The organism is Agarivorans gilvus, assembly GCF_001420915.1.
Classification (GTDB): domain Bacteria; phylum Pseudomonadota; class Gammaproteobacteria; order Enterobacterales; family Celerinatantimonadaceae; genus Agarivorans; species Agarivorans gilvus.
Genome location: NZ_CP013021.1, coordinates 3,964,223 through 3,982,899 on the forward strand (window position 1 = coordinate 3,964,223; position 18,677 = coordinate 3,982,899).

Genomic DNA, 18,677 nt, shown 5'->3' on the forward strand with positions numbered 1-18,677 from the left:
CGCGCATTTCTGATTGTTTCCTTTAGCTGTTTTATTACTCAAGCTGGTGTTAATGCTGCTCGGGTAAAGCTGCTTGGCTGATTTAGGTTTTTTATTATGATTCACCTTTTGTTATCTCGCAGTGTTCAAGGTTTTAAAACACTCAGCGTGGTGTTATTAGCCCTTGCTAGTATCGCTTGTTCTTCTGCTCCGCCGCCTCGCCCAAGGGATTTTGAGCATAGCTGGCAGTCTCAGCTATTGCCCGCGCAGGTGTACCTCATTAACACTGCACCGGAAGCCTTAGCGCGACGCATTCAAGCGATTCGTCAGGCGCAAGATTACATTCAGCTGGAATATTTTACCTGGGGCCACGATCTGTCGGGCGCAACGGTTTATAAAGAGCTGTTAGATGCGGCAAACCGTGGCGTGAAAGTTCAGCTGATTCTGGATGACCTAATCGAGTTTGAAAACCATTGGTTACTTGAGTTAGCCGAGCACGACAATATTCGCATTCGCATTTTCAACCCATTTGAGGCGCGCAAGTTGGGCTGGTTTACCCGTGCCTTTAATTTTCAAGCCAATAAGCAGCGTTTAAACCATCGCTTGCACGAGAAGTACTTTAATGTAGACGGCAAGTTGATGATTATTGGTGGTCGCAACATTGGTGATGACTATTTGGGTTATGGCCAGTCGGCTAACTTCTTCGATTTAGACATTATGTTGACGGGGCCGAGTATTGGCGAGTTTGAAGCTAACTTTAAAATGCTATGGCACAGTGAGTATGTTAAGTCGGTGTGGCGAGTGATTAAGCGCAATAGCCAGCCACAGCAAGCCGGCTTTTTAGCTGATTACGCCGAGCTGCAGGTTCAGCGCCCAGATAAGGCTAAAGATATTGAGCAACAACTGGCTCAGCTAACTGCACCTCAGTATGTGGCTGCTACGGTAAGCCCAGTATTTGATTCCTTAGATAAGTTACAGGATTCTCAACCTTACTTTACCTCGCGTTTAGAAAGGCTGTTAGAACAGCGCTTGGAAAAAGCCTCTAAGGTGTTATTTTCCAGCCCTTATCTGGTACCCAGTGAAGAAGAATTTGCAGGTTTTAAAGCTTTGAGTGAACAGGGGGGTGAGTTGAGTTTAATTACCAACTCCTCTGCCTCTAATGACTCGCCCTTTGTGAGTGCTTATTACTCGAAGCATCGCGCAGAGTTGGCGCAGCTTGCAGGGCAATTATTGGAATATACTCACGATGCCAAGCATCAGGACTACTTTACTCAAGTGACTACTCACTATCACAACAAGGCTTTTATTGTTGATCAGGCGATAAGTTATGTGGGCTCATCTAATTTTGACCCCCGTTCTAAGTTTCTCAACATGGAACTGGGCCTAGTGATTGAGAGCAAAGAGTTTGCTCAACAATTAGAGAACTACTTGTTGGCCGAGCAACAGCAGCGCTACTGGCGGGTAGAGGTAGATGAACAGCAACAGCTGGTATGGCAACAGGGCGAGCAAACAATGCGACTTAACCCTGAGCAAGGTGGCTTTAAACGCTTTAGTGAGAAGCTCTATCGCCTATTAGGCATTAAATACGATATCTAGTTTATCGCCAGATGCTGCCAATAGTGAATATTGGCAGCATAGTTTAATTGAGAGCTTTCAGTGACAGGGTCAGTGAGAACTGGGCTACTACTTCATCACCACTAATGCTGGGGCAGGTGGCTGTAATCGTCACCGCTTGGTTTACCCGCTCACCGCTGCTAATAGTTTGCTCTAGCATTTGGTCAATCAGCTTACCGTCTCGGCAGGTAAATAATACATCGGCTTCCGGGCGTTTCAAAAACTGCGCTTCAACGGCTTTAAAGGCCAGCGATACGCGCTTACCCACTTGTTCGGCCTTGGCGATAGCTAAGAAACCGCCAGCCACATCAGCCCCTACCGCAAGGCTACCAAAATACATGCTATTAAGATGATTCTTGGTGCGGCGTTTTAAGGGGATTTTCACCACCACCTGTTGTTCGTCCATCTCGAGGATCTTAGGCCGACAGTACCAAATTAGTGGGACTTTAAAGATGCCAAATAACTTCAGGGTGAGATTAGCTTTACGAACACTGGGTAACATAATAGGTCCTTGCTTAAGAGGTCGTACCAGTAAAAGGTGTTTTTAACAAAAAGTCAACATTTGTCTTTGTTAGTACAATAAGCGGGAGTTTGCTTGGTTAGGCAGGGAAGTGAAAATGCAGGGGCTTAAAACGACAAAAGCCTGCATAAATGCAGGCTTTTTGAATGGTGGTGCCCGGAGGCGGAATCGAACCACCGACACGAGGATTTTCAATCCTCTGCTCTACCGACTGAGCTATCCGGGCGACGGGCGCTATTAAACGAATTTTACCGGTTTAAGTCAACCGAAATTGGTAAAAAAAATGAAATAAATAGCGTTTGCTTAAAGGCTATACAAGAACTGCTAAAAGAATAAACAAAAAGGTGGCATAAGCCACCTTTGTTAGTTTAGATACTGTCGCAAGTGCTTATTGCGATGGCTGCTAGTGGACACCGGATGGGTGGCGTAGCGAGTGGGTGCTGACAAATTGGGTAAATTTGTTGGCGGCGCACAAATCGGTAAATTTGCTGCTGTTCCCAAGTATTTTTTCACTGTAAACAGTATACGGTTTGGCTAGGGGTGAGTGTTTGCTTATGTTGCTTTTTATTAAGCTTTTATAGCAATAACTATTTATATTTTTGCTAAAAAAGGGTGATAATAACCCTAGCTTAAGTAAATGGAGCGAATAAGAAGATGCAGCTCGATCGTACCGATAAAAAAATCTTAGATCTAATGCAGCGTAATGGCCGCATTAGCAACCTTGAGTTAGCCGAATTGGTCGGTTTGTCGCCTTCGCCTTGCTCAAGACGGGTGAAGGCCTTGGAAGAGGCGGGCTTAATCGCTAAACACGTTACCTTGCTCAATGAAAAAAAGCTCAATCTTAATCTCACCGCGTATATTCATATTTCTATGGACCGACATACGCCGGAGCGCTTTAACAATTTTCAGAAAATTATTAGCGCTTATGAAGAAGTGATGGAGTGTATGTTGGTGACCGGCACCGATGCGGACTATCAATTAAAAGTGGTGGTCAGAGATATGGAGCACTATCAGGCTTTCTTGTTGGGTAAGTTAACTCGTATTGAGGGGGTAACTGGAGTGCGTTCTAGCTTCGTATTACAACAGGTGTTTAGTCATACAGCCTTGCCCTTATCTCACATAAAATAAAAGCGCCGTGTGGCGCTTTTATCTAAGGGATGGGCTTATTTTTGCTGACGCTTTAAAAAAGCTTCGCGGCAGGCATTGTAGTTGTCGATAAGGATATCGCTTTCGGCTTTTTCATAGGGTAATAAGCTGCCTAATACCATGCGTTTTTGGCCGCTACCAATCACTTGCTCATTTTCACTAATGGTGAATTTAAGCAAGGCTACGCCTCGTTTGCCATTGGGAATATAGTCTCCTCCTACGTAGGCCAAGTGAGGAGGGCTGCTAGGTAGGCGGTCAAACTGCAAGCTCATGCTTTCATAGATCACCAAGGGGCGTTTACGGTTTAGCATTAAACCTTGTTCTTGCAACATCGGCACTAAAATGTGCGGAAAGTTTTGTCCGGAAAAACGCACATAATCTTGAATGATGTTGTTGATAATGGCGCTGTCTTTTAGGCACTCGCCACTGCGTTTAAGTTGCAAATATTCTTTGCCGTTATCATCGATTAAGCGACAGCTCTCTTGCTGCTGCTCGATATTCAGTGCCACACCATCGCTGACCATTCCGGCAAAGGTAAACTGCATGCTTTGGCTAATCCCTAGCTCACTTAACATGACAGAAAACAATAGATCTCCTGGTACGCAGAAGCGTGATGAATCGGCATCGTGAATGGCATTAAAGTCGTTTGCTACTCCTTTGGCAAAGTCACAAGCTTGCTCTCTACTGAATACAAACTGTTGATCTCTACGACTAAAATATTGATTTAAATTCATTATTAGTTTCACTTGATAAAAACGGCGACGCGCGATTCTAGCAAAATTTAAGCACTTGGTGGTCATATCAGTATAAAAAGTTTTTTTTTATTATTTCTAGGCTAATTATTCTGAGGCTAAAAAAGCCATTTTGACTAAGCGGCTCATTTTTATCGAATAATCAAATTTATCCACAATTCGCTATTTCCATATAAAGATCAATCTATCAATAGGGGGCTTCCCAAGGATGATTTTCTCCTCTATTTTTAAACTACACGACTTCAGCTTAGCTTGGTAAATATATCAATATAAGTGCGAAGGCTGGCTAAATAGAGGTAGCTTAGTATGGCGAAAGGATCGCAGTATTTAGGGCGCTTTACAGTAATGTTGGTGATAATGATGTTGGTCTTGGCGATGCTAGGTTTGGCTGTTTTTGATAAATCGCCTCCGGCTTACCAGTTGCGTTTTGTGATTCAAGATCCCACTAGAGAAACTACCTTAACCATTGATTGTGAAAGATTAAGTTACTCGTTACGGCAAAGTTTGTTGCAACAACGTGCAAGTAGTGAAGCTGTTCAGGACTTATCGATGTTAGTCTGTTACGACCTGTACGCGCTATTGCAACAGGTGCCCAAACAGTTTGCTTCTTCTTATCTTGACCCTCAGCATTCAGAGAAACGCATTCTGTGGCAGGTGGGTGATGAACAGTGGCAATGGCGTTGGCAAAACAAGTACGATCCCGCCCTTAAACCGGTTTTTTCTCAGCTGGATAGACTCATCTCACGAGTGCCTGATTCAGCCTTTGCTGGTGGCCTCAAGCTTGATCAGCCACCTTATTAGTCTCATCAACTTGCAGGGTAGCGAGGTAGGGGAATAGTGCCCCTGCCAATTTTTCTGAATCGTGACGAACAATTTCACTGTCTTCATCAATTAAATCGGCGTAGATTACGTGGTAACGCTGTTTTAGTTGGCTTAAGTTACTCACCTCTACCACTTGGGCTCGTTCAATGTTGTAGCTGGCGATCATTTCCTGACTAGGTATGTGATTGTTCACTAACACTACATCGATGGCTCGGCCTAGGTAAAACTCTAAATCAGAAATAAAGTGCTCTACATCGTAGCCGTCGGTTTCACCAAACTTGGTCATGATGTTGGTGACGTAAATTAGCTTAGCTTTGCTGTTTTGAATGGCCTGTTTTACCCCTGGAACCAACAGATTAGGAATGATGCTGGTATACAAGTCGCCTGGGCCAAGCACAATTGCATCAACCTTGTTAATCCGCTTAATCACCGGCGGATAAACCCGTACTTGCTCGGCGTGGTGGGGAACCAAAAATACATTTTGGATCTTTTCTCGTTGGTCACCACGCGGCAGGTCGATGGCACTTTCTCCAAAAATACGCTCACCGCTGGTGAGCTCGGCCACTAGGGTGGATTTGTCGACGGTGACCGGCAGGATCTCTCCCTCAACGTCGAGCATTTGCGCCAAGCCTTGAATGCCTTCAGAGAACGAACCGCTGTATTGAGACAACATGGTCAGTAGCATATTGCCGGCGCTGTGCCCCGATAAGCGCTTGCCCTTGGTAAAGCGTTTGAGCAGCAGTTTTCGCGCCAATTCACGATAGGGCGAGAGCGCCAATACACACTTGAGTATGTCCCCTGGTGGCAATATGCCGAGTTCATCCCGTAAACGTCCAGTACTGCCGCCGCTGTCGGTCATCGATACAATGGCACTAATCGCTAGGTTTTCTGCATCACGCAGTGCTGACAGTAAAACGAAGTGACCACTTCCACCACCAATGGTGGCAACGGCTAAGGGGCTGGGTGAAGGTTTTGTCACAGGCGCTCCGAGCTAGTTGATGGCAGGCTTAAGTGCCTAGCCTAGTTGAGTGGCTTAGATTAAATAAAGCCAATTGTTCATGCAATGTTAATTCTGTCATAGTCTTGCCATAAAACGGTCACTTTATAGTCAAGAGTCCTTTCTAGATTAGTCATAACAAGGATGATTAGGCGAAAAGGGATGACAACAAAACACATTTATCAAAGTTTGTGGCTTTCAGACATTCACCTTGGTTGCAAGGATTGCAAAGCTGAAATGTTGCTACAGCTATTACAGCAAACGCGAGTAAAACGGCTGTTTTTGGTGGGCGATATTATCGATGTATGGGCGCTACAGCGTAAAATGTATTGGCCTGAGTCGCACAATCAAGTATTACAACAGATCATGCGTTTGGCTAAATCCGATTGCGAAGTCGTGTACATACCGGGCAATCACGACTATTTATTTAAGGCCTATGATGGCCTTGAGTTGGCCGACATCAAGGTCAGCAAACAGCATTACTACACCACCATTACCGGAAAGAGAGTGTTAATGGTGCATGGCGATCAATTTGATGAAGAAGTGTGTTTTGGCCGCTTCTACGCCAAGTTGGGTGATCATCTCTATGATTTATTACTGTTTCTCAATCGCAGTTTAACTAAAGCGCGGCGGCTTTTAGGTTACCCTTATTGGTCATTAGCCGGTTGCATTAAGGGTAAAATCGCCAAAGCCAAGCAGGCCATCTCGCGTTATCGACAGGCGGTAGTGAAAGAAGGCTTAAAGCAAGCGGTGGATGTGGTGATCTGCGGTCATATTCATCATCCTGAACTGCGCCAAGAGCAGGGGCTGATTTATGCCAACGATGGTGACTGGATAGAAAACTGCACCCTGTTATGCGAAACCATGGACGGGCAATTGCAGCTGCGCCGTTGGGACGAGCGCCTAAATAGCACAGTGGAGTTAGCGGCTATTTCTTTGTTGGATCAGCCCCAACAACTTGCTGAAAAAGTCGCCTGATTGTTCGTTTTGCTAGCAGTTGAACGTTTTGGCTAACTTTTTTTAATTTGGTCGTTGACAAGGCGAGGCAAAATCCGTTTAATAGCGCTCCGTTGCTCAGGCAGATTTGCTTAAGTAACGGTGTGCCGATTTAGCTCAGTTGGTAGAGCAACTGACTTGTAATCAGTAGGTCGCCAGTTCGACTCCGGCAATCGGCACCATTCTTTCTAAAGCCTCGTCTAATGACGGGGCTTTTTCATTTCTGGCTTAGCAGCATCTCAAGATTTGGCATTTGTATAGGGCTGGTTTATTCTGCCTGTTCTTTTCATTGCTCATGGGAGCTCGCATGCTTAAAGCGCTAAAACAGTTTTTACAAGCCACCCTTGACGAGTCCAACGAACATCACAGCCAAAATGTTGAGTTGGCTGCCGCCACCTTATTGGTGCAGTTGAGTCAAAGCGATAATCAGCAAAGCAATGCTGAAAGCGCCGTTATTTTAAACAAAATTAAGCGTTTGTTTGTATTAGACGAAGCAGAAGCCGAGCGTTTGTTTATGCAGGCGCAAACTCAGGCAAAACAAGCCGTTTCAGTATTTGATTTTACCCGCCATGTGAAAAAACTCGATTACCAACAGCGTTATCAGTTTACCGAAGCCTTGTGGAGGGTTGCGTATGCCGATGGGGTGTTGGATCCGCAGGAAGAAGCCCTAATTCGCCAAGTGGCCGATCTCATCTATTTAAGCCATGCCGATTTTATTAAGGCAAAAATGTCGGTTCAGCCGCACGCCTAAGTCGGTTTTTCAAGCTAGCTGGTAAGTTGCACTTTTGTTTGAATTTTCATCGTTTAAGGGTGTTTTACAGACAAATTGCTGGTTCTTTATTCACTTGAACAAAAGCATGCGATAAACCCTTTACCTTTAAACTAGCTTATGTATAATTCGCTTCCGTTGCAGGGGCGTAGTTCCAATGGCAGAACGTCGGATTCCAAATCCGAATGTTGGGAGTTCGAATCTCTCCGCCCCTGCCATTTTCTCTCCTATTTATTCGATTTCTCTAATCTCTAATCTCTAATCTCTAATCTCTAATCTCTAATCTCTAATCTCTAATCTCTAATCTCTAATCTTTTACTTTTTCTCTAGTTTATCTATCAACGAGCACTGTTTTTCCTCTGTTGGGTTTGCGTATTTCAGCTGGTAATTCATAAGGTTTTGTTAGCGCCACTTCGACTATGCTTGGCTTAGGCTATTGGCAGATTCTAGCGTTGGCTTCCCCGAGTTGCTGGGCTAAGTTGTGCCTGCTCGTTCCTTATACTTTCTTATATCCCCTTATATTCCTATTCAGATTGCGGCGGTTCCGCCTGTTTTTAGCAAACTTGCCTAATCGTGTTTTTATTTTTGATATTTTTTTTATTTAACCGTGTTAACTAGCCACTAATTATTTATCAAGCCCTCTAATTCTTGTCTCTCCCAATTTTGCTTACTTTTTAGGCTCATCGCAGTATTGGCGCGCTTAGAGAGCGATTGGCGTATACCTCTTTAGTCATATATCGAAGGGTTCAGTCCATCAAAAGCGATTATCTAATAAGGGTTTTGTCATCTAATATGCACTCATCGGCAGACGAACTGCACTTAGCAGGTAGTTATCAAATAATCAACTATTTACTAAGTGCGACATGGATCACTAATTAAGTGTGATTCTTGTCATAAACATATATCGGTCTGTTTATAAATTGTACAGGTTGGCGGGGCTCTTCAGTGCGCATTCTTGGTTAAACAGCAAGGGTGGTAAGTGTTTTTAGCACTGTGATTAAGCTTTTGGCGTCATTCATATTAAGTCTATTTCAACATTAACCTGTAGTGGTCAAGTAAAACTGGCCACGGTTTTATAGTTTTTCCAGTACAACTCTTCAGCCTGATTCGGTGGCAACATCTTGTTGTGCTGATGTGGCCTGACTTGGCTGAAATACCCTACGATATAATCCGTTATGGCGTGCTTGGCTTCTAAAAAAGTTCGGTAGCCTAGCTCTGGCATCCATTCTGTCTTCAAACTTCTAAAGAAACGCTCCATCGGCGCATTATCCCAACAATTACCACGGCGACTCATGCTCTGTTTGATTTGATATCGCCATAGCAACTGTCGATATTTAACACTCGTATATTGGCTGCCTTGGTCTGAGTGAAACATTAGTCCTTGAGGCTTACCTCTCAGTTCATAAGCCATCATCAGCGCCTTGCTAATAAGTTTACTGTCAGGGCTCAAAGACATTGCCCAACCAACAGGTTTCCTTGCATATAAATCCAGTACAACCGCTAAATAAGCCCAACGATTCCCAGTCCAGACATACGTGATATCACCACACCAAACTTGGTTAGGCGCATCCACCGTAAACTGGCGAGCAAGAACATTGGGTGCAACAGGATGCTCGTGTGTCGCTCGTTTATAGCGATGCTTTGGTTGTTGGCAGCTAAACAACGCAAGTTCACGCATCAAGTTGCTAGCGACATAACGGCTTAAGGGTGTACCTGTTTGCGTAACCATTGCTGCAATAGTGCGAGCTCCCGCAGAACCTTCACTCACTTCAAATGCTTCTCGAACTTTCTCTTTAAGCACAATGCGATTCGGTGTTTCGCCGACCGCTTCATCACGCCAATATTTGTAACTACTTCGATGAACACTGAATAGCTGACATAAATGATTAGCGGGAAAGCTCTCTTGAAGCCGATGAATTAACGCAAACCTTTCAGCTCGTCCGACATCAAGAGAGCGGAAGCCTTTTTTAAAATGTCTTTTTCCATTTCAAGGCGTTTGACCTGCTTTTCTAGCTCACGAATACGGCGTTGCTCATCCGTCATGGGTGTCGCCTTAGGTGATTCACCACGGCGCTCTGAGCGAAGTTGTCGCACCCATTTATCCATCGTTGAGTTACCCACGCCCATGGCTTCAGCGGCCTCACGAACGCTGTAATTTTGGTCTACAACAAGCTGGGCAGCTTCTAGGCGAAATTCGGGGCTAAAGTTAGGTCTTCTTGGTTTTGTCATTAGTTCACCTGTTTTGTCTCTGAGGTGAGTCTATCACCTCTAATCAGGTGGCCAAATTCACTATGCCACTACAATCTAAGTAAAAGAAAATATGGGCGGTAATCCCTTTTCCATAGGGCGTTACCCAATCGCCTTGCTCAAAGTCAAAACCCATCACCTCTTTTTTCTTAGGAAGTGGCAGCACCAGTTGTTTAGCATACATGGCGGTGGGCTGTTTCTTTTGGCGCAACTCCATGGTGAGGTTTTGGTCGCCGTAGTTGGTTCTTCTGATGCTCGATGTGTAGTAACCGTCCTTTTCTACTCCTATCATTACACCAAACTGGCTAAATCGTAGTGCGCTGACTTCGCCTTGCTTATCAGTGAAACCATCGAAATCATTACTGCCTTGGCTTAACATAAAGTTCATTACTACTTTGGCGTTATGCACAGGCTGCCCATCTTGGTCGACCACTTTCACTTTTACCGTGGTAAAGTTTCCTGCGCATGCGCTGGTGCAGATGATGAGCAAACAGAGCATTAGCCATTTATTAAAAGTCATTACTTACATCCTTGTAATGCAGTGCTTTTGTTTATTATTAACAACGTGCTTATTAGTTGTTTTTATTTGTTTAAAGTCAAGGGATTAGCTTGGAAAGTGTAGGGCGGGAGCGGACTCTTGTTAGAAAAAACAATAAACGCGGCGTGTAGGCTAGGTAAACCGCAAATTTAGCGCGGCACTGCAATAAGCTTAATCTTCAAGCCGCCTTGGTTCTTATTAAGTTAAGCGCTGATCGCTTAACTGGGTTTGGCGAGCATTATTCACCTCTAGGCTAAATAAACCTAAACTGCATAATCAACAAAGTGAAACATGGGAATAACCCGTTTTATTGCTTGGCTGGCGGGGCTTAATCAATACTCGAATCAAGGCCTTACAACCGCTTAATGTAAGGCCTAAGTGCTTTTAAGCCTTTTCTATTACTAAGTTGTGGCTTAAATCAGGCCACTGGCTTTTAAGCCGACTAAACCGAAGGTGGTGGTTAAGGCCGAAAAAATGGTGGTAATGGCGATTATATCGGCGGCTAAATCGGCATCGCCCCTCATTTGCCTCGCCATGACAAAGCTGGCAGTGGCAGAAGGGGTGGCCATCATCAAGTAGAGGATCCCCAAATTTAAGCCGCGAAAACCTAACAGTGCCCCTATCAGCACCGACAATAAAGGCAAAATAACTAATTTGGCAGCAGAGGCTTGAAAAATCAGGCTACGATTGCCTTTTAAGCGATCCAAACTTAACGAGCCACCAATACACAGCAGAGCCAGCGGCAGGGTCATATTGGCCAAGTACCGGCCGCTGGTGGTGAGCCATTCAGGCAAACGTAAGCCGATTAAGGCAAGGCATAAACCAAACACAATGGCCAGAAACAGCGGATTGCTAAACATTGAATAGGCCATGCCTTTAAGTAAGCTTTGCTCGGCTTTGGGCTGAGCAGCACTTAATACCGCAATCGCTAACACATTGTAGAGGATCACCATGATCGCTAAATATACCCCTGCCGGTGCTAGCGCCTCATGGCCAAAGGCATTCACGATGGTGGCCAGGCCAATAATGCCCATGTTGCCTCGATAGGCGCCTTGAACAAATACGCCGCGCTGGGGGCCGGCCATATTACGGGCATAAATCCACAGCAAACCCACCGACGCTAAGGTAATTAGGCCCGCAGTGGCTAACAGTTTTACTTGAATTAAAGCGGCTACATCGGCGGTGGCAATGTTTAAAAATAATAAGCAGGGCAGGGTAACGTTAAATACTAGGCTTGAACCGCTGCGAATAAATTCGGCAGAAATCATATCGCGCCGTTTAAAGATGTAGCCCAATATCATCATTAATATGATGGGGGCGGTAACCGAAACAGAGAAGCTAAACGCATGCAACATAGCCAAACCTAGCAGCTTAATAAAATTAAATGTTACCTCAGCTGTGCGGCTTAGGCGATGTGTTTTAGCACTCCCCTTAGCAGCATTTGTAGCGCTAACAAACTAAGTAATAACTTGATTATTATAGAGATAGTAGCGGGATTAAACCTTAAGCTGATTCTGTTGCCCAGCCAAGAGCCACTGATTGCGCCAAGCAGCATCATCAGTAACAGTGGTAATTGAGACGCCAATTCACTGCTGATGCTGAAATAAACCGGCAATTTAGCCAGATGGCTAATGCTCATAAATAAGGCACTGGTGGCAATAACTTGCTGAGGGCTTTGTAGTTGCTTGCTTAACAGTGCTAACGACAGGGGGCCGGTAGCGCCCACAATCAAGCCCAAGCCAGTTTGCATAAAGCCTATTAAATAGTAGCTTTGGTAGTGCTGCATGAACTGGTTGAAATGCGGGCTCCATAGACTGAGTAAGATATAACAGCCAATGGCGAAAGGTAGGTTTTCACTGGCTAGGTTAGACAACAGATAGCCAAATACCAAGCAGCCCAGTAAAGAACCCACTAAAAATTTAGGCAGCAGCGACCACTGCACCTGCGCAATACTAAATAGCATTCTTGAGCTGTTGCTGGCCAGTTGGGTAAGCCCGTGTAAGGGAATAATTAAACTTGGCGCAACAAACATGGGAAGCAAAGCAATCAGCAGCATTCCGCCACCAAAGCCTATTACTGCAGCAATCGCCGATGTGACACAGGCAAGTAAAGCTAACATCCATTCCGTTGGCAAAGCGTTCCCTCTTGTTGTGTTTGAGTCGCTAGGGTGTAGTTGCATTAACTAGCAATGGTTTTGCGGCAGCCATCATTAAGTATTTGCCGAGTCACGGGCACCGTCAAAGGTGAGGTATGGGCGATCAATAGGCACAGGCTACTACAGCCATTTGTTTAAATGCCATGAACAATAGTGCCTTAGCGACTAGACTGAAGACGAGAGATTAAGTTGGGTTAGAAGCTAATAATTCACAATAACCCATTGACTTATATTTGATTTTATATTTCTAGCTAGCTTATCTACTAAGGCGTTGGAAATTCATAATAACGATAGTCAAGGAACTGATAATGGACAACGAAAACAATCAAGGCACAGGCCAGTGTCCGATTATGCATGGCGGAATAACTGGTTCGGCAAATTCTAATGTGGCGTGGTGGCCGAACAATCTCAACCTCGACATTTTGCATCAGCACGACCGCAAAACCAATCCGTTAGGAGATGACTTTAACTATCGAGAAGCCTTAAAAAACCTCGATGTCGCCGCCTTGAAGCAAGATTTAAAAGACTTAATGACCGACAGCCAAGAATGGTGGCCAGCAGACTGGGGCCATTATGGTGGTTTGATGATCCGCATGGCTTGGCACTCTGCAGGCAGTTATCGAATTAGCGATGGTCGAGGAGGCAGCGCCACCGGTAATCAACGTTTCGCCCCGCTCAATTCATGGCCAGATAATACCAACCTAGATAAAGCCCGTCGTTTGTTATGGCCAATTAAACGTAAATACGGTAACAAAATTAGCTGGGCCGATTTGATGATTTTGACCGGTAACATGGCCTATGAATCGATGGGTTTGAAAACCTTTGGTTTTGCTTTTGGCCGAGAAGATATCTGGCATCCAGAAAAAGACACCTATTGGGGCTCTGAAAAAGAATGGCTGGCTCCAAGTGATGCCAAGAACAGCCGATATTCAGGTGAACGGGATCTAGAAAACCCATTAGCGGCGGTAATGATGGGGCTGATTTACGTTAACCCTGAAGGGGTGGATGGCAATCCCGATCCTTTGAAAACCGCTCAAGATATGCGCGTCACCTTCGAGCGCATGGCCATGAATGACGAAGAAACCGTGGCGCTTACCGCTGGCGGCCATACGGTGGGTAAAACCCATGGTAACGGTGATGCCGCAGAGCTAGGTCCAGAACCTGAAGCTGCTGAACTGGAAGAGCAAGGTTTGGGCTGGAATAACCATAAATCGCGCGGGATTGGCCGCGATACCGTGACCAGTGGCATTGAAGGCGCATGGACCACCAACCCTACTCAATGGGACGATGGCTATTTTAATCTACTGTTCAAATATGAATGGGAATTAACTAAAAGCCCTGCCGGAGCATGGCAATGGCAGCCGGTGGATATTGCCGAAGAAGACATGCCAGTGGATGTGGAAGACCCATCAATCCGCTGTATGCCGATTATGACCGATGCCGACATGGCCTTAAAAATGGACCCTGAATACCGCAAAATCTCGGAACGTTTCCATCAAGACCCTGCCTATTTATCGGAAGTGTTTGCGCGTGCTTGGTTTAAGTTAACCCACCGTGACTTAGGGCCTAAAGCGCGTTATGTGGGCCCCGATGTGCCTAGCGAAGAGTTGATTTGGCAAGACCCTATCCCAGCAGGGCGCAGTGACTATGATGTCGCCGCAGTGAAGGCAGCAATTGAAGCCACAGAGCTGAGTGTGAGTGAGTTAATCAGTACCGCTTGGGACAGTGCCCGTACCTTCCGTGGCTCTGATAAACGCGGTGGCGCTAACGGTGCTCGCATACAACTGGCGCCACAAAATGCTTGGCAAGGTAACGAGCCAGAGCGCCTAGCCAAGGTATTAGCTGAGCTTAAACCGATTGCTCAGCAGTTTAACATTAGCCTTGCCGACGCCATTGTATTAGCTGGTAATGTGGGTCTAGAACGGGCGATTGCCGTTGCTGGATTCTCTGTGCCGGTGCCATTCTCGCCGGGACGTGGTGATGCCAGTGAAGCAATGACCGATGTAGAGTCCTTTGCGGTATTAGAGCCCTTGGCTGATGGCTTCCGTAACTGGCAAAAGGCCAATTATGTAGTGATGCCAGAAGAACTATTGCTAGACCGAGCTCAGTTAATGGGACTCAGCGCGGTAGAAATGACGGTATTAATTGGTGGCATGCGGGTATTGGGCACCAACTACGATGGCACAGCCCACGGGGTATTCACCGACCGAGTGGGGGTCTTAACCAACGACTTCTTCGTTAATCTGACCGACATGAATTACACCTGGGAGCCGAAGGGGCGTAATCTTTACCACATTAATCAGCGCAGTAGCGGTGAAACTAAGTGGACCGCAACCCGGGTGGATTTGGTATTTGGTTCTAATTCCATCCTGCGTGCTTACGCCGAAGTGTATGCCCAAGACGATAATCATGAAAAATTTATCAAAGATTTCGTTGCCGCATGGACCAAGGTAATGAATGCTGACCGGTTCGACCTAGTGTAAAAGTTATCGTCTTACTTTTTTGCTGATTTGGTTGTAAGTTATTGTTATATTTGGTTATTTGTTAATTTTAAGCCCAGCTCCTTGTCGCTGGGCTTCTTTGTTTTGTTGTTCTTGGCTTAAGCCTTCCTCATTTCTGCTATCTGCTGTCACCGCGTTTTATTGCCTAACGATGGTCTAGTCCATCAAAAGCGAGTTATTCGTAGGTAATTTCTCACCTATTATGCGCTCACTTGCTTAAGACCGCCCCACAGCAGGGGCATTGGTAGCATTAAGGTAATAATTTTCTCACAACATGATGGTTCGTTTAAGAGTCACTCAACAAACAGGAACACAATATGTCACACGATAAGCACGCTGATTTATCTCCTTACGAGCAATTCAATATCGAGATCCCTAAAGATTTCCCTGAAGAAGGCATGGCTGCTCGCGCCGCTGCTGCCCTAGTAAAAAGTGAATGCTGGACCGACGCTAATCCCATGCTTAATTTGTCATCTTTTGTGACAACTTTTGTTGAGCCAGAAGCGGCTGAAATCTTCAAAGAAGGTTCTTTCCGTAACTTTGCTGACCCAGATATGTACCCTCACACTAAAGCCACCGAAGAAAAATGTGTACGTTGGTTACATGACTTATGGAATGGCCCTAAAGACGTAGAACCTTATGGCGCGGCTACCATTGGCTCTTCTGAAGCTTGTATGTTAGCGGGGCTTGCGCACAAGTGGAACTGGCGTCAAGCGCGTGAGAAAGCAGGTAAAGATGCTTCACGTCCAAACATGGTAACTGGCGGTAACGTTCAAATTGTATGGAAAAAATTCCTTAAATACTTCGACGTTGAGCCACGCATCGTTCCACTAAAACCTGGTCAATACTGCCTAACTGCTGAGCAATTAGACGAATACGTTGATGAAAATACTATCTGTGTGGTTGCTATTGCTGGTCAAACCTTCACTGGTGAAGACGATGATTTCCAAGGCATTCACGATTGGTTAGACGCTTACGAAGAAAAAACCGGCGTATCTATTCCTATGCACATTGATGCGGCTTCTGGTGGTTTTGTTAACCCCTTCTTATACCCAGAGTATGAGTGGGACTTCCGCCTACCACGTGTGCAATCAATTAACGCATCTGGCCACAAATTTGGTTTAGTACCTCCTGGTCTAGGTTGGATTATTTTCCGTGAGCGTGCGGTATTTAATGAAGACTTGGTGTTCTACGTGAACTACCTTGGCGGCGAAGCGGCGACTGCCACGCTTAACTTTAGTAAGAGTTCGGCAACCGTATTAGCCCAATACTACAACTTCATTCGTTTGGGTAAAGAAGGTTATACCCGCATCATGAAGCAAACTGTAGAAAACGCTGAATTCTTGCGTGAACGCTTGTTGGCAACGGGTAAGTTCAAAGTGATGAACGAGACTCAGCGCATCCCAGTGGTTGCTCTTACTCTTGATGAGTCGGTAACTAACTACAACGAGTTTGATATTTCAAACAAAGTACGCGAGCACGGCTGGATTTTATCGGCTTACTCTATGCCTGCTAACGCTCAAGAAGTGAACAGCTTGCGTATTGTGGTTCGTCCTCACTTAAACCGTGATGCCGCTGAAAACTTAGTTCGCGATATCGAAATGGCCTGTGAGTACTTAGAAGAGCATGGCGGTAACGCTACTCCACCTAAGTTGCACGACCTTCACAAAGTATCATCTGGGAAGTGTTAATCACACAGTCCCGTTTCTAAAAAAGAAGCCCAATGTTGCGGCTTCTTTTTTCTCAGATAAGCAGACTCTATTATGAATACACGACCAAAACTGGCGGGCTTTTTGTCGCATCCGCCTAAGTATATGATTAGCCTAATGTTTTGGCTATTAGCTTTAGCTTCATTGTGGTTAGGCAATGCCTATGCCGCCACCTTAGAGCCAGAAGTGAGCAATGGCGTTGCCGGTGCCTTGAGTTACCTCGCGCAAAACCCATTCGCCTACCTATTTTTAACCCTGGCGATTGGCTACCCTCTTGGCCGAATCACTGTGGGTGGTATTTGCCTAGGGGCCACCGCCGGTACCTTGGTCACTGGTATTTTGATTGCTTTAGCATCAAGTGCCATATACGGCATTACCTATGATATTCCTGGCCTAGTAGAAGACATCTTCTTGATGTTGTTTATGTACGCCTTGGGAATGCGGGTTGGGCCTCAGTTCTTCTCGGGCTTAGCTCGTGGCGGGTTCGACTTCGTAATGATTGGTTTAATTGTTGTTTTCTCTAACTTCTTAATCGTTTTCTTTGGCGTTAAGGTGTTGGATCTAGGCCCTGGCTACGCAGCCGGTATTATCTCTGGTAGTTATACTGTTACTGCGGTAATGGGCGTGGCTCAATCTGCCGTTTCTACTGGTGCTTTCCAACTTCCAGAAGGCGTTACTGCCGATATGGTAGGTGCCAATATGGCGGCCGGTTATGCGATTAGCTACGTGCTTTCTTCAATCTTCATCATCTTGTTGGTGAAATACTTACCCAGAATGTTTGGTAAAGATGCAGTAGCCGAAGCGATCAAAGCAGAGCAAGAATTTAGTGGTGGTGAAGACGGTGGCGCCTTACCAGGCACAGCGGGTACCTCGCTATTGGGCTTTACCGACAAGCAAATTCGCTCTTATGTGGTAGAGCATGAAGAATTGGTGGGTCTATCTGTTAGCCAACTATTTAAAAAGAACCCGCACGCGGCCATTTTAAAAGTGGTACGTGGTGACGAAGTGATTGATGCACAAGCCGATCCTAAGTTACAGATGGGCGATGTTGTAGGTGTAATGGGTGAATACAACCTATTGCTCAGCGGCAGCGACAAAGTGGGTAATGAAGTGGCTGAACCTCGTGCTCGCATGGTCGATATTGAAGTAGCAGACGTGCACGTAGGTAAATCTAGCTTTGCTGGTAAAACCTTGACCGAATTAGGCCAAGAGCTTGGTTTTGGTGTACACCTAAAATCATTGTTTAGAGCCGGTGTGGCAATTCCTCACTTACCTAAAACTGTGGTAGAAAAAGGCGACGTATTGCGTCTTGCTGGCCCAGCTTGGTGTGTAGAGCAAGCAGCTAAAGCCTTAAAAGCTAAACCGATTGTTGAAAGTACTTATACCGAAGTGTCATTCATGTCTCTAGCCTTGTTTGTGGGCTTTGTGATTGGTCACGCTAGCGTTGAAATTAGCGGTATTCCTTTTGCCTTGGGTACTTCTGCCGGTTGTATGTTAATGGGTATCTTCGTTTCTTGGTTACGTACTCGTAATCCTGACTTTGGTGGCCCAATGAGTGAAGGCGCACGTTCTTTCTTAAACGATATTGGCTTAAGTTTGTTTGTTGCGGTATTGGCGGCAGGTGTAGGACCTAAAATCATGTCTTCTTTCCAAGGCACAGTAGTGATTTGGATTGCAGTATTGGGCTTGTTAGGTGCGTTAGTTCCTCCTTTCTTGGCTTGGTTATATGGTTACTACATTCGCAAAATGAACCCAGTGGTATTGGCTGGTGCCTGTGCCGGTGGTCGTAACAGCACCCCAGCACTGAACGGCATTCAAGATATCTCTAAAAGTGGTATTGCCGCAGTAGCCTACCCAGTACCTTATGCACTGACTTCTGCAGTGGTATTGATCCTCGGTTACATTGCGATGGTGTTCTCATAAGCTTAGTGA

General features: G+C 45.5%; 15 protein-coding genes and 3 tRNA genes. 10 read left to right on the top strand and 8 right to left on the bottom strand.

The window, feature by feature from the left end:
* Positions 1-96: 96 nt before the first annotated feature.
* Positions 97-1,575, top strand: coding sequence for a phospholipase D-like domain-containing protein (locus AR383_RS18860; protein ID WP_055734530.1), 1,479 nt, complete (start codon positions 97-99; stop codon positions 1,573-1,575).
* A 43-nt stretch (positions 1,576-1,618) separates the two neighbouring features.
* Here the strand turns inward: AR383_RS18860 and AR383_RS18865 are convergent, their stop codons facing one another.
* Positions 1,619-2,095 (bottom strand): PaaI family thioesterase, encoded by a 477-nt coding sequence (locus tag AR383_RS18865; protein ID WP_055734531.1) that lies wholly within the window; start codon positions 2,093-2,095, stop codon positions 1,619-1,621.
* A 168-nt stretch (positions 2,096-2,263) separates the two neighbouring features.
* Positions 2,264-2,339: transfer RNA gene (locus AR383_RS18870), tRNA-Phe, on the bottom strand.
* 428 nt (positions 2,340-2,767) lie between these two features.
* On the opposite strand from AR383_RS18870, the gene AR383_RS18875 reads away from it, so the two are divergent.
* On the top strand, positions 2,768-3,241 hold the full coding sequence (locus AR383_RS18875; protein ID WP_055734532.1) for an Lrp/AsnC family transcriptional regulator: 474 nt from the start codon (positions 2,768-2,770) through the stop codon (positions 3,239-3,241).
* Positions 3,242-3,276: 35 nt separating this feature from the next.
* Here the strand turns inward: AR383_RS18875 and AR383_RS18880 are convergent, their stop codons facing one another.
* Entirely contained in the window at positions 3,277-3,993 is a 717-nt protein-coding gene (locus tag AR383_RS18880) for a DUF3581 family protein (RefSeq protein WP_055735099.1), read from the bottom strand.
* Positions 3,994-4,317: 324 nt separating this feature from the next.
* On the opposite strand from AR383_RS18880, the gene AR383_RS18885 reads away from it, so the two are divergent.
* Complete coding sequence (locus tag AR383_RS18885; RefSeq protein ID WP_157051795.1) at positions 4,318-4,812, top strand: hypothetical protein; 495 nt, start codon at positions 4,318-4,320, stop codon at positions 4,810-4,812.
* Here AR383_RS18885 and AR383_RS18890 read toward each other — a convergent pair.
* Entirely contained in the window at positions 4,787-5,812 is a 1,026-nt protein-coding gene (locus AR383_RS18890) for a gluconeogenesis factor YvcK family protein (protein WP_055734534.1), read from the bottom strand. The genes AR383_RS18885 and AR383_RS18890 overlap by 26 nt on opposite strands.
* Positions 5,813-5,992: 180 nt before the next feature.
* Here AR383_RS18890 and AR383_RS18895 point away from each other — a divergent pair, with 180 nt between their 5' ends.
* The 4 genes from AR383_RS18895 (at position 5,993) to AR383_RS18910 (ending at position 7,813) form a co-directional block, all read left to right on the top strand.
* Positions 5,993-6,808 (top strand): UDP-2,3-diacylglucosamine diphosphatase, encoded by an 816-nt coding sequence (locus tag AR383_RS18895; RefSeq protein WP_055734535.1) that lies wholly within the window; start codon positions 5,993-5,995, stop codon positions 6,806-6,808.
* Between the two features lie 124 nt (positions 6,809-6,932).
* Positions 6,933-7,008 (top strand) — tRNA-Thr (locus tag AR383_RS18900).
* A gap of 125 nt (positions 7,009-7,133) precedes the next feature.
* Entirely contained in the window at positions 7,134-7,577 is a 444-nt protein-coding gene (locus AR383_RS18905) for a tellurite resistance TerB family protein (protein WP_055734536.1), read from the top strand.
* Positions 7,578-7,737: 160 nt separating this feature from the next.
* A tRNA-Trp gene (locus tag AR383_RS18910) sits at positions 7,738-7,813 on the top strand.
* Between the two features lie 833 nt (positions 7,814-8,646).
* On the opposite strand, the gene AR383_RS18915 is transcribed toward AR383_RS18910, so the two are convergent.
* From AR383_RS18915 to AR383_RS18935, 4 genes are all read right to left on the bottom strand, one after another.
* Positions 8,647-9,824 (bottom strand): IS3 family transposase gene (locus AR383_RS18915; protein WP_157051634.1). Its coding sequence is split into 2 segments (ribosomal slippage): positions 8,647-9,554 and positions 9,554-9,824, totalling 1,179 coding nucleotides; the frame shifts between segments, so codons are not numbered across the junction.
* A gap of 43 nt (positions 9,825-9,867) precedes the next feature.
* Complete coding sequence (locus AR383_RS18925) at positions 9,868-10,362, bottom strand: Ig-like domain-containing protein (RefSeq protein WP_055734537.1); 495 nt, start codon at positions 10,360-10,362, stop codon at positions 9,868-9,870.
* A 431-nt stretch (positions 10,363-10,793) separates the two neighbouring features.
* The gene (locus tag AR383_RS18930) at positions 10,794-11,735 is read right to left on the bottom strand and encodes an AEC family transporter (RefSeq protein ID WP_055734538.1); all 942 of its coding nucleotides are present in this window, start codon (positions 11,733-11,735) and stop codon (positions 10,794-10,796) included.
* 50 nt (positions 11,736-11,785) lie between these two features.
* Positions 11,786-12,499 (bottom strand): sulfite exporter TauE/SafE family protein, encoded by a 714-nt coding sequence (locus AR383_RS18935; RefSeq protein WP_083481691.1) that lies wholly within the window; start codon positions 12,497-12,499, stop codon positions 11,786-11,788.
* Between the two features lie 344 nt (positions 12,500-12,843).
* On the opposite strand from AR383_RS18935, the gene katG reads away from it, so the two are divergent.
* From katG to AR383_RS18950, 3 genes are all read left to right on the top strand, one after another.
* Positions 12,844-15,018, top strand: a complete 2,175-nt coding sequence (katG, locus tag AR383_RS18940) for a catalase/peroxidase HPI (protein ID WP_055734540.1) — start codon at positions 12,844-12,846, stop codon at positions 15,016-15,018.
* A 335-nt stretch (positions 15,019-15,353) separates the two neighbouring features.
* On the top strand, positions 15,354-16,727 hold the full coding sequence (locus tag AR383_RS18945) for a glutamate decarboxylase (RefSeq protein ID WP_055734541.1): 1,374 nt from the start codon (positions 15,354-15,356) through the stop codon (positions 16,725-16,727).
* A gap of 72 nt (positions 16,728-16,799) precedes the next feature.
* Positions 16,800-18,668, top strand: coding sequence for an aspartate:alanine exchanger family transporter (locus AR383_RS18950; RefSeq protein ID WP_188407593.1), 1,869 nt, complete (start codon positions 16,800-16,802; stop codon positions 18,666-18,668).
* Positions 18,669-18,677: the final 9 nt, after the last annotated feature.

Excerpts from the sequence above, each read along its gene's own strand:
- AR383_RS18930 (WP_055734538.1), bottom strand. The coding sequence starts at position 11,735 with ATGTTGCATGCGTTTAGCTTCTCTGTTTCGGTTACCGCCCCCATCATA.
- AR383_RS18935 (WP_083481691.1), bottom strand. The coding sequence starts at position 12,499 with ATGTTAGCTTTACTTGCCTGTGTCACATCGGCGATTGCTGCAGTAATA.
- katG (WP_055734540.1), top strand. The coding sequence starts at position 12,844 with ATGGACAACGAAAACAATCAAGGCACAGGCCAGTGTCCGATTATGCAT.
- AR383_RS18925 (WP_055734537.1), bottom strand. The coding sequence starts at position 10,362 with ATGACTTTTAATAAATGGCTAATGCTCTGTTTGCTCATCATCTGCACC.
- AR383_RS18895 (WP_055734535.1), top strand. The coding sequence starts at position 5,993 with ATGACAACAAAACACATTTATCAAAGTTTGTGGCTTTCAGACATTCAC.
- AR383_RS18860 (WP_055734530.1), top strand. The coding sequence starts at position 97 with ATGATTCACCTTTTGTTATCTCGCAGTGTTCAAGGTTTTAAAACACTC.
- AR383_RS18875 (WP_055734532.1), top strand. The coding sequence starts at position 2,768 with ATGCAGCTCGATCGTACCGATAAAAAAATCTTAGATCTAATGCAGCGT.
- AR383_RS18945 (WP_055734541.1), top strand. The coding sequence starts at position 15,354 with ATGTCACACGATAAGCACGCTGATTTATCTCCTTACGAGCAATTCAAT.
- AR383_RS18880 (WP_055735099.1), bottom strand. The coding sequence starts at position 3,993 with ATGAATTTAAATCAATATTTTAGTCGTAGAGATCAACAGTTTGTATTC.
- AR383_RS18905 (WP_055734536.1), top strand. The coding sequence starts at position 7,134 with ATGCTTAAAGCGCTAAAACAGTTTTTACAAGCCACCCTTGACGAGTCC.
- AR383_RS18865 (WP_055734531.1), bottom strand. The coding sequence starts at position 2,095 with ATGTTACCCAGTGTTCGTAAAGCTAATCTCACCCTGAAGTTATTTGGC.
- AR383_RS18950 (WP_188407593.1), top strand. The coding sequence starts at position 16,800 with ATGAATACACGACCAAAACTGGCGGGCTTTTTGTCGCATCCGCCTAAG.
- AR383_RS18885 (WP_157051795.1), top strand. The coding sequence starts at position 4,318 with ATGGCGAAAGGATCGCAGTATTTAGGGCGCTTTACAGTAATGTTGGTG.